General features: G+C 70.4%; 14 protein-coding genes and 4 pseudogenes. 7 read left to right on the forward strand and 11 right to left on the reverse strand.

Annotated elements, in window-relative coordinates:
- Positions 1-128 precede the first annotated feature (128 nt).
- A pseudogene (locus DXZ73_RS40510) lies at positions 129-782 on the reverse strand (ISAzo13 family transposase); the annotation flags it as partial.
- Between DXZ73_RS40510 and DXZ73_RS03995 the strand changes: the two are divergent.
- Entirely contained in the window at positions 704-1,597 is an 894-nt protein-coding gene (locus tag DXZ73_RS03995) for an ATP-binding cassette domain-containing protein (protein WP_116209644.1), read from the forward strand. The pseudogene DXZ73_RS40510 and the gene DXZ73_RS03995 sit on opposite strands and share 79 nt — an antisense overlap.
- Positions 1,598-1,657: 60 nt before the next feature.
- Here the strand turns inward: DXZ73_RS03995 and DXZ73_RS37875 are convergent, their stop codons facing one another.
- The gene (locus DXZ73_RS37875) at positions 1,658-1,903 is read right to left on the reverse strand and encodes a hypothetical protein (protein ID WP_162890015.1); all 246 of its coding nucleotides are present in this window, start codon (positions 1,901-1,903) and stop codon (positions 1,658-1,660) included.
- Between the two features lie 104 nt (positions 1,904-2,007).
- On the opposite strand from DXZ73_RS37875, the pseudogene DXZ73_RS39225 reads away from it, so the two are divergent.
- A pseudogene (locus DXZ73_RS39225) lies at positions 2,008-2,217 on the forward strand (cytidylyltransferase domain-containing protein); the annotation flags it as partial.
- A gap of 61 nt (positions 2,218-2,278) precedes the next feature.
- A complete protein-coding gene (locus DXZ73_RS39230) occupies positions 2,279-2,632 on the forward strand; it encodes a cytidylyltransferase domain-containing protein (protein WP_240351843.1) in 354 nt (117 codons plus the stop codon).
- A 14-nt stretch (positions 2,633-2,646) separates the two neighbouring features.
- On the opposite strand, the gene DXZ73_RS04010 is transcribed toward DXZ73_RS39230, so the two are convergent.
- Positions 2,647-3,828, reverse strand: coding sequence for a cytochrome P450 family protein (locus DXZ73_RS04010; protein ID WP_116209645.1), 1,182 nt, complete (start codon positions 3,826-3,828; stop codon positions 2,647-2,649).
- Between the two features lie 32 nt (positions 3,829-3,860).
- Positions 3,861-4,316, reverse strand: a pseudogene (locus tag DXZ73_RS04015) (MAB_1171c family putative transporter); the annotation flags it as partial.
- Positions 4,317-4,472: 156 nt separating this feature from the next.
- Between DXZ73_RS04015 and DXZ73_RS04020 the strand changes: the two are divergent.
- A pseudogene (locus tag DXZ73_RS04020) lies at positions 4,473-4,724 on the forward strand (macro domain-containing protein); the annotation flags it as partial.
- Between the two features lie 130 nt (positions 4,725-4,854).
- Positions 4,855-5,274, forward strand: a complete 420-nt coding sequence (locus DXZ73_RS04025) for an LLM class flavin-dependent oxidoreductase (RefSeq protein ID WP_240351156.1) — start codon at positions 4,855-4,857, stop codon at positions 5,272-5,274.
- A gap of 11 nt (positions 5,275-5,285) precedes the next feature.
- On the opposite strand, the gene DXZ73_RS04030 is transcribed toward DXZ73_RS04025, so the two are convergent.
- Entirely contained in the window at positions 5,286-5,684 is a 399-nt protein-coding gene (locus DXZ73_RS04030) for a hypothetical protein (RefSeq protein ID WP_116209648.1), read from the reverse strand.
- A 923-nt stretch (positions 5,685-6,607) separates the two neighbouring features.
- Between DXZ73_RS04030 and DXZ73_RS04035 the strand changes: the two genes are divergently transcribed.
- Positions 6,608-7,099 (forward strand): hypothetical protein, encoded by a 492-nt coding sequence (locus DXZ73_RS04035; protein WP_116209649.1) that lies wholly within the window; start codon positions 6,608-6,610, stop codon positions 7,097-7,099.
- On the opposite strand, the gene DXZ73_RS04040 is transcribed toward DXZ73_RS04035, so the two are convergent.
- The 6 genes from DXZ73_RS04040 to DXZ73_RS04065 form a co-directional block, all read right to left on the reverse strand.
- The gene (locus DXZ73_RS04040; RefSeq protein ID WP_240351158.1) at positions 7,059-8,030 is read right to left on the reverse strand and encodes an endonuclease domain-containing protein; all 972 of its coding nucleotides are present in this window, start codon (positions 8,028-8,030) and stop codon (positions 7,059-7,061) included. The genes DXZ73_RS04035 and DXZ73_RS04040 overlap by 41 nt on opposite strands.
- 541 nt (positions 8,031-8,571) lie before the next feature.
- Positions 8,572-10,419, reverse strand: coding sequence for a transglycosylase domain-containing protein (locus DXZ73_RS04045; protein WP_338059107.1), 1,848 nt, complete (start codon positions 10,417-10,419; stop codon positions 8,572-8,574).
- 239 nt (positions 10,420-10,658) lie between these two features.
- A complete protein-coding gene (locus DXZ73_RS04050; RefSeq protein WP_116209651.1) occupies positions 10,659-11,546 on the reverse strand; it encodes an esterase/lipase family protein in 888 nt (295 codons plus the stop codon).
- Positions 11,547-11,603: 57 nt separating this feature from the next.
- Positions 11,604-12,506: an esterase/lipase family protein gene (locus tag DXZ73_RS04055; RefSeq protein ID WP_116209652.1), complete on the reverse strand. Its 903-nt coding sequence runs from the start codon at positions 12,504-12,506 to the stop codon at positions 11,604-11,606.
- A 40-nt stretch (positions 12,507-12,546) separates the two neighbouring features.
- Positions 12,547-13,809 carry a hypothetical protein gene (locus tag DXZ73_RS04060; protein WP_116209653.1) on the reverse strand — a complete coding sequence of 421 codons (1,263 nt, stop codon included), beginning with the start codon at positions 13,807-13,809 and terminating at the stop codon, positions 12,547-12,549.
- Positions 13,809-14,951, reverse strand: a complete 1,143-nt coding sequence (locus DXZ73_RS04065; protein WP_338059108.1) for an amidase domain-containing protein — start codon at positions 14,949-14,951, stop codon at positions 13,809-13,811. Before DXZ73_RS04065 ends, DXZ73_RS04060 begins: the two co-directional genes overlap by 1 nt.
- A 511-nt stretch (positions 14,952-15,462) precedes the next feature.
- On the opposite strand from DXZ73_RS04065, the gene DXZ73_RS04070 reads away from it, so the two are divergent.
- Positions 15,463-22,374, forward strand: a complete 6,912-nt coding sequence (locus DXZ73_RS04070) for a type I polyketide synthase (RefSeq protein WP_240351160.1) — start codon at positions 15,463-15,465, stop codon at positions 22,372-22,374.

Genomic DNA, 22,374 nt, shown 5'->3' on the forward strand with positions numbered 1-22,374 from the left:
CGAAGTGCTGAGAGAATTACTCGCGGAGTGACTGCTGGACGCGATGGCCTCGTGCGCAGGCCTGCCCCGCATGCACCTGCCTGAAGCTCGGAGAGCGCGACGAACACGGCGCTGGTGCTCGGCGGATGCCCTGGCCGAACACCGCCGAGCGCACCGCCATCACGCCCTCGGTGTTGTTCGGCCGCTGCCGCCTGGGCCGGGGCCAACTCGGCGCGTAGTGCGTTCAGTTCGTTCGTGCTCATGCCGGTCAGACGGGGGTCGGCGAGCATCTGCAGGACTTGTGCGCGGGCCTTTGCCCGTTCGTCGGCGCGCGGTGCGGGGGCGGCGGTGCCGGTCGGGGCGATGCTGTAGTTCCACCGGCCGTGCTGGTCATGCGCGGTGATCGGCAGGGCCTGCACCTGCTCACGGCTGACCGCAAGCCCGGTCGGATAGGAGGCCTCGACGCGCAGGCCGGTGCGGGTCGTGGTCGCGGCGATTGTCTTGAGGACGACCTCGTGGCTGGTGAGAGGACGTCCGCGCCAGTTCATAGTGATGTGGGAGAACAGCCGGTGCTCGATTTTATTCCATTTCGACGTACCCGGCGGAAAGTGACAAACCATCACCGTCAGGCCGGCATCGGCGGCGAACGCGGCCAGTTCGGCCTTCCATACCCGGTAACGGTAGCTGTTGGAGCCTCCGGCGTCCGCGGTGATCAGCAGCCGGGATGCCGCGGGGTAGTCGTACGAACAACGCCATCCAGCTCGGCGCCCAGCACGCCATCCCCCACCACGGCGCCAGCGTCGAGGGCGAAGGCGTCGACGTCGTCCTCCAGGACGTCACGTTCCGATACCCGGGTGCCGAACGTGACGCACTCCATGGGGTGTCGCTCACCCTTCCGAAGGGCAAGGTGGTGGCCCTGGTCGGTGAGAACGGCTCCGGCAAGACCACGCTCGCCAGCCTCATCGCCGGCCTCTACTTCCCCACCGCGGGGACGGTCTCCTACAACGGCACCGACGTCCGCGAGGCCGACCGTGAAAGCGTCTTCGACCGGGTCGCCCTGCTCCCCCAGGACGTCGACTGCTGGCCGATGACCGTCCGGGCCAACATCCACATCGGCGACGTCGGCCGGCCACTGGACCAGGAGAAAATCGAAGCCGCAGCCGAACGAGCCGACATCCGCACCGTAGTCGAAGAACTCCCCCACGGGTGGAACTCCATCGCGGTCAAGGACTTCGAACGCGGCGTACGGCTCTCGGGAGGCCAGTGGCAGCGCATCGGCGTCTCACGCGCCGTCTACCGGCAACGCGACCTGCTGATCATCGACGAACCGACGGCCGCCCTCGACCCAAAAGCCGAAATCGACATGTTCGAGTCGCTGCGCTCCTTCACCGACGACGGCATCACCACCGTGCTGCTCATCACCCACCGGCTCGCCGCCACCGCCACCGCGGACGTGATCCACGTCCTCAACCAGGGACGACTCCTCGAATCCGGATCGCACGCCGAGCTGACAGCCCTCACCGGCGGCCACTACCGGGAGCTGTACGAACTCCAGGCGGCCCAGTACGGGAACGGGTCCGTGCCCGCACCCAGGAAGGGGAAACCCGCAGACGCCTGACGCCAAGAGACACAGGGGAGACAGCATGTTGTGGGCGGACGAGCACCACGCCCTCCGCCCTCACCACGATGCTCTGCGGCGAATGATCAGCGCAGAGTTGTACGAACTCGACCAGGACTGACAGGAGAGCACATCGTGACCGTGATCGTCGGGCTCATCGACGAAGGCCGCGTACACATCGGCGGAGACTCCGTCGGCATCTCCAGATGCAGGCTCACCGTCCGCAAAAACCCGAAAGTATTCCGCAACGGCCCCTACGCCCTGGGCTTTTCCGGCAGCTTCCGCATGGGCCAGCTGCTGCACCACGCCTTCAAGGCCCCCACGGGCCACACGCCGCCACGTAGCGGTGATCCCCCTGCCGCTGGAGTGCCTCCCGATTTCCCGGAAAACCCCTCGCCGTACTCGGCGACATGCCACTGCTCTGGCACGTCCACCGACGCTGTCAGGAGGCACATCAGCTCGCCAATGCCGTCGTCGCGACAGACGAAGCCACCTGCCGCCGACTCGACATCCCCTGCATCATGACCGGCAAACACCTCACCGAGACCGACCGGGTCGCCGAGTGCGCACAGCGCCTTCAGGCCGACGCCTACATCAATGTTCAGGGCGACGAGCCGTTCATCAATCCTGCGGCGATCGACACAGTATCGGAGGCGCTCACCCACCTTGACGCCGACACCCTTGGCGGTCAACGCGTACACAGCGCTGAACAACGCGGCTGCGGTCCTCGACCACAACGTCGTCAAGGTCGTGATCGGCGAAAACGACAACGCCCTGATGTTCTCCCGCCAGCCGATCCCGTACCCGCGGAATGAGCACCCCACTTACTTCCGGCAGCTCGGTCTCTATGGCTTCACGCGCAACGGACTCGATCTGTTTCGACAGCTCAGACAGGGGCCGGTGGAGCGCGCCGAAGGCATAGAGATGATTCGGCTCATCGAGCACGGATACAGGGTGCGAACGCTTCCCGGGTCAGATAAAGGAATCGCCATCGACACGCCAGAAAACCTCAAAAGAGCGCATGCAATGCTGTGACGGAGGAATCGCGGTCACAGCGCGAACACCGGCAAGGACTCCAGCCCTCGCATGAGTCGCGTATGCCGCCACCGAAGCTCTCCGGACGGCACCGAGAGGCGAAGTTCAGGGAACCGGGCCAGGAGCGCGCGGAGGGCGGCCTCCGCCTCGGCGAAGGCCAGTGGCGCGCCCAGGCAACGGTGGATGCCGTGGCCGAACGCCAGGTGGCCCCTGGCGTCGCGGTCTGCGTCGGGTTGGTCGGGGCCCGGGTACTGGGCGGGGTCTCGGTTGGCGGCTCCGGGCGAGATGAGCACCGGGACTCCGGCGGGGATCTCGGTCTCGCCGAGGGTGAGTGCCTGGGTGCTGTACCGGAAGGTGGCGATGCCGACCGGTGAGTCGTAGCGCAGCAGTTCGCCCAGCATGCTGTTGATCTGACCAGGGGCGGCGCGGACGCGGTCGAGGAGCTCGGGGTGCTGGAGGAGCGCCAGGATGGCGTTGCCGATGAAGTTGGTGGTGGTTTCGTGGCCGGCGATGAGCAGGAGGACGGCGAGGGAGACGAGTTCGTCTTCGCTGAGCTGCTCTCCTTCATCGTGGACGGTGATGAGGTCGTGCAGGAGGCTGTCGTCCGGGGCGCGGCGCTTGGCCGCGATGAGGTCGGCCATGTAGTCGGCCACAGCGTGGGAGGCAGCGTCGATCCGTTGGGGCTGTCCGGCAGAGAAGAGGTCATTCGACCAGGTGCGGACCTGCGCGCGGTCGGCCTCGGGTACTCCGAGCATCTGGCAGATCACCGTGACCGGCAGCGGGATGGCGAGAGCGGCGACGAGGTCGGCCTCGCCGGTCTTCGGGATGCCGTCGAGGAGCTGGTCGACAGTGTGCTCGATGTACGGGCGCAGGCGGTCGACGGCTCCGGTGGTGAACGCCTTGGTCACCAGGCGGCGCAGCCGGGTGTGCTGGGGTGGGTCGGTGGCGAGCATGGTGTGCGCGACCGCGGGGTGCAGGTTGCGGTCGGAGGGGCGGTCGGCGAAGAACCGTGCGGTGTCCTTGGACAGTCGCGGGTCCGTGAACGCCGCCTTCGCCTCGGCGTAGCCGGTCACCAGGTAGCTGGGCCTGCCCGCGGAACCGGTGGGCACCGGGGTGACGGGGGCTGCCGCCCGGAGTTCGTCGTAGATGGGGTAGGGGTTCTGGAGGAACTCGGGGCAGGACAGCGGATCGCTCATGGTGTAGGGACGGCTTCCTTTGCGTGTGCGTTCTAGTGAGTGGTCGCGCGGACGACGTCACTGTTGGCGTATGCCTGGGCGACGAGCGGCAGCCACTCGGTCTCGGCCTTGAGGTTGCCATCGCGTTCGTCGGTGCCGGGGGCGGGCCGGGCGATGTCAGCGTTGGGCTTCAGGCCGCGGTGCTTGGCTCTGACGGCGTCTTTGAGCACAGCCGCTTCCACCGCGGCATGCCTGCGGAGGGTGTCGGCTTCACCGAGCTGGGTCAGGGCGTGTCGGGTGGCCTGCTGGACGCGTCCGGAGCGGTAGGCCCGCAGGGTCAGGATACCGTCGTTGATCTCGATGACGCGGCGGTGGAGGAAGAAGTCCGCGTCGTCTTCGGCAACTTCGCCGGAGCTGGTGGGGGCGAGCACGATGTCGGGGCTGACGTCGACGAGCTCGCTCCACAGGGGTGCGAGAGCCTTGTAGGAGCGGGTTTTCCCAGCATTTGCGGGCCAGCTGGCTGATGGGCCAGGCCAGTGCCGGCAGGGTGAGGCCGAAGACGATCAGCAGGACGCCGATGACCGGCGCGGCGACGCTGAATGTGCAGCGCACGGGGGCGACGGGCGCAGGACCATGAACGGGGACTCAGGAGTGGGTCAACGCTTCAGACCGTGGGCCCGGTGTGGTGCGTTGCCCCACCCCGAGCCGACCTTCTGGCCTCCCGCTACCGCGAATCCCTGCGGGTAGCGGACGAACTGGGAGCCAAGACGGTGGCCTTTCCGGCGATCTCCACCGGCATCTACCGCTGGCCCCTGGAGGACGCGGCCCGCATCGCCGTCGAGGCGGTCCGCACCACGGACACAGCCGTGGAAGAGGTCCGCTTCGTCCTCTTCGACGAGCCCGCCTACGAGGCCTTCACCCATGACTGCTGGCTACCGCCGTTCAGCTGGGACAGCTGCATAGGGATGATGTCGATCTTGCCCATAGGGGAATCCTTGTATATGGAGGACTTCGCACCCACAGTGGCCCGGCTGCGGAACCATTGCGGTGCAGCGCCTCGCGGCCCACGCGGGCCTGGGCGGGCCGGTCGAGGACGAGTACGGCGGCTTCGGCGAGCCCATCGACGAGGTCGTGCCGGCCGAGCGTCTCGACGAGGGGCTGGGCCTGCTGGAGCGGTGCTGGACGGGCGAGCGGGTCACCCGCCGAGGCGGCCACTTCCACACGGAGGACGTGGCACTGCCGCCCCGGCCCGTGCAGCACCCGCGCCCGCCGGTGTGGGTCGCCGGTTTCCGGCCGACCCGCAGGCCCATGCGGCGTGCCGCCCATGAGGACGGCGCGGTGCCGCCCTTCGAGTCCGCGAAGCACGGCCGCACACCGCCGGTGGACGAGGTGCGCGACCTGGTGGCCTACTTCCGCCGATGCCGTCCCGACGACCGCCGCGCCGAACTGGGCCCGCCCCGGCTCTGACCGGGGGCGCGTCACCACAGCCGCTTGCGCCGGTACCTCACGCTCCCGGTCTCCCCCACCGCGTCGTAACCGTCGACGCGGCGCCAACGGGCATTGTCGTAACCGATGGTGTCGGCCCAGGGTCCGGCGATTCCGCACAGCTGGTTCCACAGGCGGAACTTCGCGCGCAGCGCACTGCGTGAACCGTCGTCGCACTCGAATACGTCCCGGAGTTCCAGGCACAGGAGGAAGAGAGCATGCTGGAAGGACACGACGGTGCAGTAGACGCCATTGCCGAAGCCGTGGGCACGCCGCACGTCGTCGGTCTGCGACGTGAGGAACGCTTCCAGGGCGTCCACGTCGGCAAGTGTGAGGTCCGCGGCGTAGCGCAGTTCGCGGACCGCGGGCCGGGGCTGGGTGACAGCGCTCATGGGGCTCTCTTTCGGCAGAGTTGGGCTTGTTGGCTCCACCACATCTAACGATGTCCTCTTATTTCGGACATGGGTTGCCTCTTCGGAATCCGCGCTCGGAATCCGCGCAGCGACCGGCCGGTGGACATCTGGCCGGAATCACAGGCTGGCGGCGGCCACCTCGCGCTACGAAGATGCTCCCCTGCCGTATGGGGCCGGTCTGAGGGGTGGGAAACGGACGGCTTTAGGACGAAGAAGGCTGCGAGGCGGACGGGTTGGGGCACTGTCGCATGGCGCGGTCGCGCTGGCGCTCGCCTGCGCCGGGGCCGTGACCGCCCCCGCAGCGGCGAGCACGCCCGCACCGGCGGCACCGTCCGGAGCGGTCTCCGGGACGGCGTGCTCCACGGACACCGGCGCCAAGGGCCTGGCCAGCAGTGCGGTTTCCGGCAGCCTGGTCTCTGTGGCCCGTGCGGACGGCCGGATAGCCCAGTTCCAGCTCATCTACGACGCCACGGCGACCAGGGGCCTACCCTTCGTCCGGCACCGTGAGCAGGACGCGCCGGGCGGCGCGTACGGGCCCTGGCAGCGGGTGGGCACGACGACCGTGGGCCCGAAGAACTACTCGGTCGCCGCGATCGAGAATTCCGCGGGCGAGCTGGAACTGCTGTTCCCCACCTTCGGCACGTTCTGCCACGTGGTGGAGGACAACAGTGAAGGAGGCTGGAGCACCCCGGAGACGTTCGGCCTCGCACCGTCGCCGTACCACGGTGGAGTCGTGCTGTTCAAGGAACGGGACGGCAGCATCGACGCCTTCGCCTCGGGGCCGGGAAACGGCAACGCGATGGAGCTGCGTCACCAGCGGGAACGCCGACGACGGCTGGGGCCCGGTCCGATCCACCGGGCGGGTCCCGGACCCGAACGCAGGGCTGAGCCAGCCGAGCACCGTGGAGCAACTCGCGGACGGGAGGCTCCGTCTGACCGCCCGCGAGTGGAACAGGGACCGCACGTGGGAGGTCTACCAGTCGGCATCGGGCGGCGGCTGGGACGCCTGGAAGCTGCTGTCCCCGGTCTCCGCCCACGCCCGGCAGGCCGAGGCGGGCACCCGGAGGCCCGACTTCAGCCCGTCCAACCTGTGGCCCGAGGATCGCTCGTGGATCGTCTACACCGACTACGACCTGTGGGAAACCAAGATCGTCGGACCCGCGGCGCTGATCAACGCCTTGGTCGGCGATACGGAGATCGAAGCCGTGCGGCTGCCCTGGGGCCTCCTGAGGGAACGGCAACGGCCTGCGGTCCGGGGTAACTCTGCTGCGCATTCCGATGGAGCGTGCGGGGTGCCCGTGTCGGGGGCCGGCTGCGAGGTGGCGTTGGGGTGTCGGGTCTCCCGGTGTCCGGTCAGAACAGTGCCAGGCCCTCGCCGCTGGTGTCCGCGATGACTGGCCGGGGCTGGGTGGGGAGGCCGTCCAGGCGGTCGGGGCCGGCCGCGGCGGCCACGGCAGGGGCGGTTTCAGCCAGCCAGGTGCGAAACCGTTCGGCGGCTTCGCGGTAGGGGACTTGTGCCAGGACGCGGTGTTCGCCGGAGGGGCAGAAGTCGACGGCGACCGTGAGCAGGCAGGAACGGGGCGCCTGCTGACTGCCCGTCCAGGACACGCGCAGCATGCCGCAGGGCTTGCGTCCGCGGGAGGCGGGGTGGGTCGGGCGCAGCGGCCGGCAGGCTACGTGAGCGGTCCATGCGGCGAGGTGCGGCAGGGGCAGGGTGGTGCGTGCGCGGCAGCCGGGGCAGCGGTGCCAGTGGCGGAGCCAGTTGTCGGTGTCGGTGTGGAAGAGGCGTGTGTAGCGGTTCGCCACGCGGATGTCGTTGCTGTAGAGGTGGTCGGGGCGTTCTTGTGTGTTGCAGGACTGGCAGACGGGAGCGCGGGCGTAGCCGTGTTCGTGGCAGTGGTCGAGGACGGTGGCGGGCGCGGTGCGGCAGACGGCACATGCCCACCCGGCCACTCTGCGGGAGGTGCCGGGTTTCCTGATGAGCACCGAGTACAGCTGGCCTTCCAGCTCTGCGCTGTACGGGCGCAGTGAGGCAGTGGTGCCCTCGGGGCTCGTCGCCTGCCGGCAGCCGGGGCGGGAGGGCGGCTCGATGACGGTTGTGCTTGCCTGGCGGGTCCGCGCGGCCTGCACCCACTGCGTTTCGGCGTGCTCGGCCGCATCGAGCAGCCTGACCACAGCACGCGGCAGCCACCACGTCCGCTGTGCCCCGTCGCGGGTGCGTTCCACGAGTATCTGGCGCCAGTCGATGCCTGCCAAAGGGTACGGCCGGCCGACTTCACCTTGTGCTGCCCGCTCGGGACCGCCCAGCTCCTGCACTTCCCGCATGATGCGCTGGCGCCAGCGCAGCGGTGTTTCCTCGTGGCACTCCTGCCGTGGCGGCCCATGAAACGGACCGATGCGGACCAAGTCCTGCCGGTCCATCCCCACCGCGTTCAGTCCCGCGGCCGCCCGGCGTACCTCATCCTCCGCAACACTCCACTGACCGCCGCTCGCCCTCACCGTCGCCACCACGTGGCCGCCGAGCAGGACGTACCCCAACCGGGCACAGGCAGGAGAGGGGGTGAATGTCCCAGAAGCCGTCGGCACAGCACTGCCGGCCGTCAATTCAACCCACAAAGCGTCCGCGGCGCCCAGGGTGATCAAGCCGTCCGTGCAACCGGGCATGACACGTTCTGACATACCGACAGGCTAACGGCCTGCAACGCGGCAACGGGTCCCAAGCGCATCGGTCAGCCGGGCCGCCGCCTCGCCCCTTCCGTTGCGTCGAGAACGGTGAGCCGGAGCACAGCGAGATCGCGCCGAACACCGCGAACCAGGTCCCCGAACGCAGGAGCCTCCGCCGGCATCTGTCCGACGGGAGGTCAGCTTAGCCAGTCTCCTGTGCTGCGGTCATGTAGCGCGTCCACAGCTCGATCGGCAGCGAACTGCCCACCGTACAGCTGGGTGTTCCGCCGATCCCGTCCAATGGGAGCAGCTCCTGCGTCCTGGGGTCGATACGGGCGAGCGAGACCGCGGTCGACAGGGAGTCGCGGTAGCCGACGTACCAAGCGGACTTGTTGTCCTGCGCGGTGCCGGTCTTGCCGGCCGTGCCGGGCCCGGCGGCCTGCGTCGGCTTCGCTGTGCCGTCGCGGACCGCCTCGCGCAGCGCGTCGTCCACGGCACCCGCCACGTGCGGCGGCAGGGCCTGTTCGGGCTCCGGCCTCTCCACGGGCACGTCGTCGCCGTTGCGCCGGAGTCCGGCGACCGAGTACGGCTCGGTGTGCCGGCCTTTGGCGGCGAATGTGGCGTAGGCGTCGGCCATGCGGATGGCGCTGGGCGTGGAGGTGCCGAGCGGGAACGACGGCAGTTTCTCTCCGAGGCTGCTCTCCAGCAGACCTGCCTGCACGCCCGCCTTGCCGACCCGGTCCAGCCCCACGTCCATGCCCAGCTGCATCATGGGGGTGTTGACCGACTGTGCGACCGCGTCCTTGAGTGAGATCTTCCCCCAGGACTCGTCGCCGTCGTTGACCGCCTTGACGATCTTCCCCGACCGGTCCCAGTAGGGGCCCTCCGGGGTGTGCAGCGAGATTTTGTTGTCGCCGTCGTAGAGCGTCGCCGGGGTCACGGGTGTGCGGGGTTTGCCGCGCTCGCGCTGTACCCCGTCGCGCAAGGCCGCCGCGTAGACGAAGGGGGTGAAGGCGCTACCCGCCGGCACGACGGACGAATTGGCGTCGTTGAAGCCTTGTTCGAGGTAGTCCGGCCCACCGTACAGGGCGACGATGCGTCCGTCGGTGGTCACCGACGCGGCCCCGATGCGCACATCGCGGTCGGCCGGGCGCCGGTCCGGGGCCAGACCGTCCCGCGCCTGCTCGGCCGCCCGGGTGAGCGCTGCCATCCGCTTCTTCTCGAATGTTGTGCGGATCTGGTAGCCGCCGAGCGCGAAGTCCCGCTCGGAGACGTGGGAGTGGGCCAGCAGATAGGCGCGGGCCGTGTCGACGAGGTAGCCGGTCTGGCCGGTCAGCCCGGTGTCCTTGGGCGGGGCGATCGGTTCGGGGAAGTGCGTGTACTGCGCGCGCTCCCGCTTGGAGAGTTTGCCGGTGGCCACCATCCGGTCCAGGACCCAGTTCCAGCGCTCCACCGCGCGCTTGTGGTTCTCGGCGTCGGCCGCCGGGTCGTAGAGCGCGGCCCCCTTGAGCAGGGACGCAAGGAAGGCGCCCTCGCTCGCGTTGAGCTGGGAGACGTCCTTGCCGTAGTAGGCGTGGGCGGCCCGCTGGATGCCGTAGGTACCGCGCCCGTACCAGCTGGTGTTGAGGTACTGCTCAAGGATCTCGTCCTTGCTCATCCTGTTGTCGAGCTTGATCGCGATGAACATCTCGGTGAGCTTGCGCGAGAAGGTCTGCTCCTGGTTGAGGTAGGCGTTCTTCACGTACTGCTGGGTGATGGTCGAACCGCCCTGGGTGTCGCCCCCGGTGACCATCTTGGAGACCGCGCGGACCATGCCGCTGGGGGAGACCCCGCTGTCGGAGTAGAACGTCTCGTTCTCCGCGGCCAGCGTCGCCCAGCGGACCTTCTCGGGCACCTGATCCAGCGGCGTGTCCTGCCGGTCGACCTCGCCGGTGCGGGCCATCTCACTGCCGTCGGCCCAGTAGTAGACGTTGTCCTGCTGAGTGGCGAAGGCGTTCAGGTCGGCGGGTATCCCGGTGCGCAGGTACATGACGGTCAGCAACCCGACCATGATGGTGACGGCGGAGCCGAGCAGCCCCAGGGTCTGGCGCCACGACGGTATCCAGCGCCTGAACCCCGTCCGGCCCGGGCGGGGATAGGCGGGTCGGAATCGTGACCCGACGGGCGGGACTTCCCGCGTCCGGGGCAGGAGTGCGTACAGGCGGGGGCGAATGATCACTGGACCGTCCGGCAACAGGGCAGGGGCCCGGCCGCCGGGGGGAGGCGGCCGGGCCGGTACGGGGGGGTGGGTCAGCTGATGGCGGACATGCAGGTGGTGGGAGTCGCGTGCGCCGGGTCGAGCGCGTTGGCCACCTCGTGGAAGGCGATGCGGTCGATGGTGCCGATCGCGGCGTGCTCGGAGACGTCCCACTTGCACAGATTCTGGAGCTCGATGTTGCGCACGTTCGGGCCCGACAGGAACTGGGTCTTGTAAGGCGTGACCACCTCGTCGTACTTGGTCGAGATGACCGTGTACTTCACACCGGGCACGGTGTCACCGCCGGCGTTCAGCTTCTTCATGAACTCCGAACCCACCAGCTGGTCCTCGACACCGGGCATCGCGAGGGAGACGACATTGCGGGCGCCCGGCACGGCGTCGATGAGGCGGGACAGCCCCGAGGCGGTGGTGCCGTGGTTCGAGGGCGCGATGCCCACGAGCTTGTCGACCTTGTCGGCGCCGCCCAGGAACTTGAGGTAGTAACGCGGCAGGGCGCCGCCGCCCTGGGAGTGGCCGACCAGGTCCACCTTCTCGGCACCCGTGGACCCCAGGACCTTGTCCACGAACACCGAGAGCTGGTCGGCGGACTTGGCGATCGGCCCGATGCCGTGGAAGAGCGGCACGCCGGCCTGCTGCCCGTAGTCCAGGGAGTAGACGCAGTAGCCGCGCTGGACCAGGTACGGGGCCGCCATGAGCCAGTTGTCCCAGGAGTTGGCGAACGTACCGTGTGCCAGGACGACGGGGTTGGGGTGGGCGGCGGACGGCTTGCAGGACCAGTTGTTCCAGCCGCTGGTGACGGTCTTGTCCGCCTGGGAAGCGGCCGGGGCCGCCGACGCGGAGGTGGAACCGAAGGACAGGGCCAGCGCCAGCGCCGAGACGGCACCAGCGAGAACGCGGAGCGTTCTTGCACGTACGGACATGGAGCTACCTCGCAAGTGGGGGATGAGGGAACCGGCTTCGGGCCCCGGCCGACGGGGTCAGCTGAAGAAGGAGGCGCAGGTGGTGGGGGTCGCGTGCGCCGGATCCAGCGCGTTCGTCACCTCGTGGAAGGCGATCCTGTCGACCATGCCCAGCATGTTGTGCTCGGAGAAGTCGAGCTTGCACAGATCCTGGACCACCACGTTGCGCACGTTCCTACCCGAGAGCTGCTGCGACTTGTAGGGCGTGGCCATCTCGTCGTACTTGGTCGAGATGACCGTGTACGTGACACCGGGCACGGTGTCCGGCTTGGAGTTCAGCTTCTTCATGAACTCGGAGCCGACGATCTGGTCCTCCACACCGGGGACGGAGAGAGACAGCACCTTGCTCACGCCTGGAACCTTGCGCGCGAGGGTGCCCAGCCCGGAGGCGGTCGACCCGTGGTTGTCCGGGGCCAGGCCGATGAGCTTGTCGACCTTGTCGGCGCCGTTCATGAAGTTGAGGTAGTAGCGGGGCAGGGGGCCGCCGCCCTGGGAGTGGCCGACGATGTCCACCTTCTTCGTGCCCGTGGACCCCAGGACCTTGTCCACGAAGGCGGACACCTCTCCGGCCGACTTGACCAGCGGCCCCTGGCCGTTTAGCCCCGGCATGTAGGGCAGCTTGCCGTAGTCGAGGGAGTAGACGCAGTAGCCCTTGGCGGCCAGTTCCGGAGCCAGGACGAACCAGGTGTCCAGCTGGTTGGCCCAGGTGCCGTGGAGGAGGACGACGGGGTTGGGGTGGGCGGCGGACGGCTTGCAGGACCAGTTGTTCCAGCCGCTGGTGACGGTCTTGCCGGCCGGTCCGGTCTTCGCGACGGTCGGGGCGGCGGACGCGGAGGCGGCGACTGCCGTAATGGCCAGGGCCAGCGCCGAGGCGGCGCAGGCGAGGGCGGGGACAGGGACGGATCTCTTGTGCGGGGACATGGGAGTGCCTCACAGGGTGGGGGTGGGCAGGGGTGGGGAGTTACTTGACCAGGGACTTCCAGTCCGGGGACTGCGCCGGGTCCAATTGGCGCATCTTCTCCAGGACGCGGGGATCCTGGGCGTCCAGCCAGTCGGCGAGCTGTTTGAAGGTCACGCAGCGCACGCCGTCGCGTGTGCACACCGACTTCACTACGTCCTCGACGGCCTTCATGTAGATGCCGCCGTTCCAGTCCTCGAAGTGGTTGCCGATGAACAGCGGCGCGCGACTGCCGTTGTAGGCGCGCTCGAAGCCGTTGAGATAGCTGTCCCTGGTCAGCTTGCGCCACTGCTCGTACTTGGCCGGGTCGCCCTTGGTGTTGTCACCGGACTGGTTGTAGAGGAAGTTGTAGTCCATGGAGAGGACCTGCTGCTCGGTGCCGGGGTAAGGGACGAGCTGCAGTGGGAAGTTCCAGATGCCATCGATCTTGGACGGCCAGATCTGGAAGTCGCCCGGTGAGCTGGCGTCGTAGCGCCAGCCGAGTGACTTGGCGGCCTTCAGCAGGTTCTCCTGGCCCTCCAGGCAGGGAGCCCGGCCGCCGGCCAGCTCCTTGCGGTAGTCGAAGGGCAGTGGGGGCAGGTCTTTGTAGCCGGTGTTGGTCTTCCAGTTCTCGACGAAGGAGTAGGACTGCTCGATCTCGCTCTTCCACTCGGCGACGCTCCAGTCGCCGCCGCCCTTGGCACCGCAGAAGTGCCCGTTGAAGTGCGTGCCTATCTCATTGCCCTCCAGCCAGGCGCCGCGCAGCTGTTCCAGGGTGTCCCTGATGTGCTGGTCGGTGGCGTACGAGATCGCCATTTCACCGCGTTTGTGCTGCGGCGGCCGGTATTTCGACGCCTTCGACCTGGGCAGCAGATAGGCCCCGGTGAGGAAGAACGTCATCTGCGCGTTGTTCTCCCTGGCGACCTCACGGAAGTGCGAGAACTGCTCGTCGTCGCCCTGGAGGGCGCCGTCCCAGGAGAACACCACGAACTGCGGCGGTTTCTCGCCCGGTTTGAGCTTCACCGGCTTGGGCTGGAGCGGCTGCGGGCCGGTGTAGGAGGTCGAACCGTCTCCCAGAATCCGTACCTTTCCGTCCCACTTCTCCTCCGGCTTCGCCGTCTCCGACGCGGACGGTATGGGGGGCGGCGGGGCGGACGAGGAACGGGTGGAGGGAGAGGACACTGCCCTCTTCCCGGCTTCGTGCCCACCGGAGCCGCAGCCCGACAGCAGCCCGAGCATGAGGGCGGTCCCGGTCACCAGGACCACCGCACCGCGCGCCGTACGCATCAGGTCCGGTAGGCGTACCACTTGGTGAGCGGCAGCATCACCGAGAGGCTCAGCATCGACCGCCGGTAGGTGTCGAAGGAGTGGTACGTCAGATAGGGAGTGCCAAGTCGGTCGCGGTAAGTCACCAGCATGGTGTGGTCCTTGGATCCGTCGCGGTCGAAGTCCGCCTGGAGGACGTCCCCGACCTCCATCTGGTAGGCGTACTTCAGCGGCTTCACCCGCTTCGAGTTCTGCGCGAACCAGGACCACTCGTTGACGCCGGTCCAGGAATCCGACTGGGTGTCGGACCCGTACCACCACTTCGTGTAGTCACCGGCCTTGCCGGGAGCGTGCTTCCAGCCGCCTGCCTTCAGCGCCTGGCTGACGAAGTTCGTACAGTCGCCGCCGGTCCCCAGCGGATACGCCCGGTAGGCCGGGTTGTAGTTCTTCCAGTACTTCTCGGCGTATTCGGCCATCGCCTTGTAGTCGAGGCCGGTCGTCGTGTCCTTCGGCAGCCGCTTGGGGAAGGGCCAGACACTCGCCTCGGGTGCGTTCGGCGTGTCGCCCGCGCCCGCTGCGGCGGCCTTCGCCTTGGGCGCCGCCGGTGCGGGTGCGTTGATCTGCGGCATCTCGTCCAGAGCCCTGATGCCGGTCAGCTCCCACGCCCCGTTCCCGGCGGCGGCGAAGCTCAGCTCGTGGTGGGCCTGGAAGCCGGTGTCGTCCGGCTCGTCACCGCGGATCTTCCGGTAGGTCAGCCGCGTGGTCTCGGTCACCCGCATCGTGGCCTTCTTGCCGTCGACGCTGGTCCGGTCCACCACGACCCGGGTGTCGCCGGCGGAGTACGCCTCGCCCAGGGCCTTGAGCTTCTTCTTGCGCTGGTGCAGCGAGGCCACGACGGACTTCTCCGAACGCGCCATCGCGGAGGAAAGGTGCACCTTCTTCGTGGGCGGCGGGGTGGTGTGCCCCTGCGCCTTCCCGTCGACGAGCGCCGCCGTACGGTCGGTGAGCACGACACCCGCGATACGGCCGAAGGATTCGGCCGTCGCCCTGTCCGTGCCCCCGGGCCGGGCCGCAGCCCCCGCGGGGGATATCGGCACCAACGCGGCCGACACCGCCAGGGAGGCAACCACCCCGGCAGCGGTTCTCAGCGTCAATGATTTCACAGGACTCCATTCTCCATCCAGCCCTTTTCGAGCCGGGTAGCAGGAATCCTCGCACACGGATTCAGAATGGCAACCCCGGGGCGGGAGAAAGTTTCCGCACGGAATTCATCCCCGATCCCGCGAGTCGCCAACAGGCAGTGTTTCCAGTGGAGTTGAACCCGTCACCGCAATTGGTACGGACTATTGTTGCGGTAATTCCGCACCCGCTGCGGGCTTCCCGCAATTCCCTTGCGGGAAGCCCGCAAGGAATATCGGTCCGACCATTGATGTGATGCACACCATTCACGCGACAATACTGAACTGGGTATTCCCTTCGCACCCTGTCGTGCAATGATCCAGCCAGGCCCACCAGGGAAGTCGGGCCGCGTTTCCGACGACCTTCGAGGTCGCGCGCCCCTTGTCTCGTCTCACCTCACCGGCACCGATCGCGGCATTCCTCAGGCCTCGGGTACCCGAGGCCCCCGCGCGTTCCCGGTGCTTCCGAACGACCCTCTTGCCTCCCGGAGTGCCCGTGTCCACAGAAACAATCCTGGGCGTCAGCCCGTTCGGCGAACCCGATCCACGTCTGGTGGCGGCGGTCTGCCGGGCCGGCGGTCTGGGCGTGCTCGATCTCGGAAGGGGCCGGCGCCGCGCGGCCCTCGCGGCCCTCCAACTGGTGCGGCAATGGGTGCCGGGCCCCTTCGGAGTGCGCGTCGGGGCGGGATGCGCACTCGGGCCGGACGACTTGGCGGCCGACGGGGGCGTGCACACCGTACTGCTCGACGCGGACGCCAAGTTGACCCCGAGCGACCTCGCCGCCGGCCGGCACCGCGTCCTGGTCGAGGTCACCGGCTACGAGGAGGCCCTCGCGGCCGCGCGCGCCGGGGCGCACGGTCTCGTCGCCCGGGGGAACGAGGCCGGCGGACGGGTCGGCGAGCTGAGCACCTTCGTCCTCCTTCAGCAGCTGGTGGCGGACCCGGAGCTCGGCCTGCCGGTCTGGGCCTGCGGGGGCATCGGGCCGCGCACCGCAGCGGCCGCCGTCGTCGGCGGTGCGGCAGGGGTCGTCCTGGACACCCAGCTGTCGCTGCTCGACGAATCCGGCGTCCCGGAGGAGGTGGCGGCTGCCGTCCGGGCCATGGACGGCTCGGAGACCGTAGTGGCCGCCGGCCACCGGGTGCTGCGCCGCCGTGGACCCAACGCACCGCCCCTGCCGGACGAGCCCGGCGAAGTCGCCCGGCTGCTGGGCGCGGACGATCCCCGGGCCCGGCTGCTCCCCGTGGGCCAGGACGGCTTCCTGGCCTCCTCGTTCGCGCGGCGCTGGGGCGATGTGGGCACGGCCGTCCGCGGTGTCACCACCGCCATCCGGGAGGCCGTGCGCGACGACGACGCCGCGGACGCGCTGCTCCGCGGCTCCCCGATGAGCCGCGCGCTGGGCACTGCGCTGCCCGTCGCCCAAGGGCCCATGACCAGAGTCAGCGACCGGGCCGGGTTCGCCGCCGCCGTCGCCGGCCACGGCGGGCTGCCGTTCCTCGCGCTGGCCCTCGCCGGGCCGGTGGAGACCCGGACCCTGCTGGAGCAGACCCGCGACGAACTGGGCGGACGCCCCTGGGGCGTGGGCATCCTCGGCTTCGCACCGGTGCAGATCAAGACGGCGCAGCTGGAGCTCGTCCGGGAGATCCGGCCCTCCTGCGCCGTCATCGCGGGCGGCCGGCCCGCGCAGGCGGCCGAGCTGGAGGCGGCAGGTGTCGATGCCTTCCTGCATGTGCCCTCGCCCGGGCTGCTCCGGCAGTTCCTGGACGCGGGCGCGCGCAAGTTCGTCTTCGAGGGCTCGGAATGCGGCGGCCACGTCGGACCACGGAGCAGCTTCGCGCTGTGGGAGGCGCAGGCCGATGTACTGGAGGAGTTCCTGGACACGGTCGAGGGCGCGGACCCCGCGGAGCTGCGGGTGTTCTTCGCCGGCGGCGTGCACGACAAGCGGTCGGCCGCGATGGTGGCCGCGCTCGCCGCACCGCTGACCGCCCGCGGAGTGGCCGTCGGACTGCTCATGGGCACCGCGTACCTGTTCACCGAGGAGGCGGTGGACCGGGGTGCCGTGCGGCCCTCGTTCCAGCGGCAGGTCCTGGCGGCACGGCGGACCGAATTGCTGGAGACCGCGCCCGGGCATGCCACGCGCTGCGTGAGCAGCCCGTTCACGGACGAATTCCGCGGCGCCAAGGAGGAGTTGCGGGAGCGGGGCGTCCCGGAGCGGCGGGCTTGGGAGCGGCTGGAACAGCTCAACGTCGGGCGGCTGAGGATCGCCAGCAAGGGCGTGGAGCGGACCGGTGAGTCGCTCACGGAGGTGGACGAGCCCCGGCAGCTGACCGAGGGCATGTTCATGGCCGGCCAGGTGGCCGTGCTGCGGTCCGCGGTCACCACCGTCCCCGAACTGCACACCGCCGTCAGCGCGGAGGCCGCCGGCTTCTTCGCCGCGCGTGCCCGGCAGCTGCGCGAGGGGTTCCGGCAGGACGCCCCGGAGCGCGTCCCGGACCCGCTCGACATCGCCGTGGTCGGCATGGCCTGCATGTTCCCCGGCGCGCCGGACCTGGCCGCCTACTGGGCGAACGTGGTCGCGGGCACCGACGCGGTCGGCGAAGTGCCACCGGAACGCTGGGACCCGGAGCTGCACTACATGCCCGATGCGGACGGCGCCCGCACGGCGTCGAAGTGGGGCGGCTTCCTGCCGGACATCCCCTTCGACCCGCTGCGCTACGGCATCCCGCCGTCCTCGCTCGGCAGCATCGAGCCGGTGCAGTTGCTCGCGCTGGAGGCCGCGCGGCGGGCGCTGCGCGACGCCGGCTACGAGGAGCGCCCCTTCGACCGCTCCAGGGCCTCGGTCGTGTTCGGGGCCGAGGCGGGCAGCGACCTGTCGAACGCCACCACCGTGCGCGCAGTGCTCCCCGCCTACGTGGGGGAACTGCCGCCCGGGCTGGACGAGCAACTCCCGCGGCTGACCGAGGACTCGTTCCCGGGCATGCTGTCCAACGTCATCGCCGGGCGGATCGCCAACCGGCTCGACCTCGGCGGCGCGAACTTCACCGTGGACGCGGCCTGCGCCTCCTCGCTGGCCGCGGTGGACGTGGCGTGCAAGGAACTGTCCGCCGGCACCAGCGACCTCGTCCTGTGCGGAGGCGCGGACCTGCACAACGGGATCAACGACTATCTGCTGTTCTCCTCGGTGCACGCGCTGTCGCCGACCGGCCGCTCCCGCACCTTCGACAGCGCGGCGGACGGTATCGCGCTCGGCGAGGGCGTCGCCTGCGTCGTCCTCAAGCGGCTGGCGGACGCGGAGCGGGACGGCGACCGCGTCTACGCGGTCGTCAAGGGCGTCGGCAGTTCGAGCGACGGCAGGTCCCTGGGGCTGACGGCACCCCGCCCGGAGGGTCAGCGGGCGGCGCTGGAACGGGCCTACCGCCACGCCGGGATCTCGCCGGCCGAGGTGGGCCTGCTGGAGGCGCACGGCACCGGGACGGTGGTCGGCGACCGCACCGAACTCACCACGCTCACCGAGGTGTTCACCGAGGCCGGGGCGGCTCCGGGCGGATGCGCGCTCGGCTCGGTGAAGTCCCAGATCGGGCACACCAAGTGCGCGGCCGGACTGGCCGGCCTGATCAAGACGGCCCTGGCCCTGCACACCGGGGTCAGGCCGCCCACCGCGCAGCTGACCCGGCCCAATGAGGCCTGGGAGGCCGAGAGCAGCCCGTTCGCCTTCCACACCGTCGCCCGCCCGTGGGCGGCCGCGCCCGGTGAACGGGTCGCCGGGGTCAGCGCGTTCGGCTTCGGCGGCACCAATTTCCACGTGGTGCTGCGCGGGCACGAGGTGGGGCCTCCGCCCCGGCACGGGCTCGACGCCTGGCCGGCGGAGCTGTTCGTCTTCCACGGCGCCGACCGGGCGGAAACCGCCCGGGAGATCGGCCGACTGCTGGAGCTGGTCGCGGAGAACGACCGGCAAGGCCGTTCCTGGCGGCTGCGCGACCTGGCGCTGAGCGCCGCCCGGCGCGCCGACGCGTCCGGGAAACCGGCCTGGACGGCGGTCGTGGCCCGTGACCTGGACGAGCTGCCCGGGCTGCTGGGACGGGCCCGGGAGGGAGAGCACGATCCCCGGGCGGGGATCTTCGTCGCGGGGCCGGACGGATCGGACGGGCCGGGCGGCGAGGTGGCGTTCCTCTTCCCCGGCCAGGGCAGTCAACGGCCGGACATGCTCGCCGAGCTGTTCATCGCCTTCCCGGAGGTCCAGCGGTATCTGCGGACCGGCCGCGAGTGGGCGGACGCCGTCTTCCCGCCGACCGCCTTCGACCCCGGCGCGGAGGAGGCACGGCGCGCCCGGGTCACCGACACCAGGACCGCCCAGCCCGCGCTCGGCATCATGGGGCTGGCCGTGTCCGAGCTGCTGGGCCGGGCCGGCGTCCGGCCCGCGACGGTGGCCGGGCACAGCTACGGCGAACTGGTCGCGCTGTGCGCGGCCGGGACGTTCGACCCGGAGACGCTGCTGGAACTGAGCGCGGCGCGCGCGGAGGCGATCCTGGCCGCCACCGGCGTGGAGCCGGGGACCATGGCCGCCGTGGCGGCCGGGCACCAGGACGTCGCCGAGGAACTGCGGGCGGCCGGGCTGGCCGACCGGGCGGTGGTCGCGAACCACAACGCGCCGCAGCAGACGGTTATTTCCGGTCCCGTCGAGGAGGTCGGGGCGGCGGTGCGCCGACTGCGCGAGCGGGGCCTGGGCGCCAAGACCGTTCCGGTGGCGTGCGCCTTCCACAGTCCCCTGGTGGCCCCGGCCGGCGAGCGGTTCGCCGAGGTTCTCGCCGCCCGGCAGGTGGCCGCACCGGAGATACCGGTGTGGGCGAACCGGACGGCCGCCATCTATCCCGGTCAACCCGACGGGATACGAGCCGAGTTGGCGGCCCAGATCGGTTCCCCCGTGCGCTTCATGCAGCAGATCGAGCGGATGTACGAGGCCGGCGTCCGGGTCTTCGTGGAGGCCGGGCCGGGTTCCGTGCTGACGGGCCTGGTGGGCCGGATCCTCGGCGACCGTCCGCACACCGCGGCGGGGTGCGAGGGGCCCGAAGGCCCCGGACTGCGCGGCTTCCTGGGCCTGCTCGCCCGGCTCGCCGTCGCCGGCGTCCCCGTCCGCACCGGCTGGACGCACCGCGGGCGCGACAGCGTCGAAGCCGTCCCCGGGACCTGCCCCGCGGCACCCGGCTGGATCGTCAACGGGCAGCTGACACGCACCCGGGACGGCGGCCTGCTGCCCGGCTCGCTCGCACCCGCCCGACGCATACCGATGGAGGAGATGACAGTGATCCGGGCCCAGGACGGCGGCACGGCGGACGACCGTGACCGAATGGTCCATGAATTTCTGCGCACCAGCAGGGAGTTGGTCGCGGCACAGCGCGACGTGCTGCTGACGTATCTCGGCGGGGCGGCGGGTGTGCCGCCGGTCACGCCGGTGCCTGCGCCGGTGCCGGCTGCGCTCCCAGCAGGCGTGCTCCGGCCGGGTGTGCTCCCGCCGGCCGTGCCGGATCCCGCTCCCGCTGCCGTTCCCGTGCTGTCCCCGGCGGCGGCACCCACGGCACCGGCGGACGTGCTGGCGACCGTCCTGGACATCATCAGCGAACGCACCGGCTATCCCCTTGACATGATCGAGCCCGGTCTCGACCTGGAGGCCGACTTGAGCATCGACTCGATCAAGCGGGTCGAGATCGTCGGCGAGCTGGCCGCACGGCTGGGCTTCGGCACCGGCGGGACCGAGCTGCCCCGGCTCGACGACACGGAGCTGGAAGCGGTCTCGAAGGCCCGTACAGCGTCCGGCATCGCCGAACTGTTGGAGGAGCGGCTGCCCGGCGGGGGAACGGTTCCCGCGCAGCAGACCCCCGCCCCTGCGGAGGACCCCGGTCCGGCCGTCACCGGCGAGGCGCCCTGCAGGCTGGTGCTGCGCAGCGTCCGCCTCCCTTCCCCCGACGGGGACTTCGCGGTACTGGAGGGGAAACGGTTCGCCCTGCTGGGCGGTGCCGGACCGGTGCCGGACGCGCTGGCCGCCCTGCTGGGCGCCCGCGGCGCGGAGGCGGTCGCCCTGCCGTCGGACCACGTGCTCACGGACGCGGACGGCCCGCTGGACGGGGTGTTCCACCTGGAGGCGCTGTCGCAGGACGGCGGCGGGCCGCTGCTGCCCGATTCCTTCCCGGTGTTCCAGGCCGCGCTGCGGTGCGGGCCGCGCTGGCTGCTCGCGGCCGCGCCCGCCGCCGACGCGGACGTCCACGCCGGGACCGGCGGACGGGCGGACGGGCTGCGGGGCATGTTCCGGACCGTCGCGCGGGAGTACCCGGACACCCTCGCCCGGTTCGTCGAGCTGGCCCCGCAGCTGACGGCCGCCGAGATGGCGACCGCGCTGGTGGGCGAGTTGACGTCCGAGGAGCCGGCCCCGGTGGTACTGCGGTCACCGGACGGCGTCCGGTCCGGCCTCGAAACCGCGGCCGCCGGCCTCGGCGCCCTGGGCGACCGCGGCGCGGGCCCGGCCGGGGACGGTACGGCCGAGGCGGCCGCCATCGGCCTGCACCGGGACTCGGTGGTGCTGCTGATCGGCGGGGCCCGGGGCATCTCCGCCCGGGTCGCCGCGACGCTGGCGGCGGCCTCCCGCTGCCGGATCGAACTGGCCGGCCGGACCGCCCTGCCGGACAACGCCCCCGAGGACCTCGAAGACGCGGCCACCCGGCAGGCGCCGGACCGGGCCGCGCTGCGGGCCGCCCTGGCCGGTCGGGGAGAACGCTCCCCGGCCAGGGTCGAGCGGGCGATCTCGGAGATCCTCGCCCGCCGGGAGGTCCGCCACACCCTCGGCACACTGCGGGATCTGGGCAGCCCGGTGCGCTACCACACGGTGGACGTCCGGGACCCCGAGGCGGTGCGACGCCTGGTGGCGGACGTCCACGCCGAACACGGCCGGCTGGACGGCGTGGTGTACGCGGCCGGGATCATCGAGGACCGGGTCCTGGCCGAGAAGGACCCGGAGTCCTTCCGCCGGGTCTACGACACCAAGGTCGACGGCGCGCGCACCCTGCTGGCGGCGCTGGACGAGCTGCCACAGACTTCCCGGTTCGTCGTGTTCTTCGGCAGCGTCGCGGCCGTTCTCGGCAACCGCGGCCAGGCGGACTACGCGGCCGCCAACGACGCCCTGCAGTCCCTCGGTAGCCGGTGGGCGGAGAAGTCCACGTCCCGCACGCTGACGGTGCATTGGGGGCCCTGGGCGCCGGACGGGGAGCACGCGGGCATGGTGACCCCCGAGCTCGCCCGGGAGTACGCGCGGCGCGGCGTCGGACTCATCGACCCCGAGGAGGGGGCGCTGTGCCTGCTGCGCGAGCTCGCCTGGGGCGAGGAATCAGTCGACGCCGTGGTCTACACCGCAACGGGCCGGTGA

Origin of the sequence: Streptoverticillium olivoreticuli subsp. olivoreticuli (assembly GCF_003391135.1) — a bacterium.
GTDB lineage: Bacteria > Actinomycetota > Actinomycetes > Streptomycetales > Streptomycetaceae > Streptomyces > Streptomyces blastmyceticus.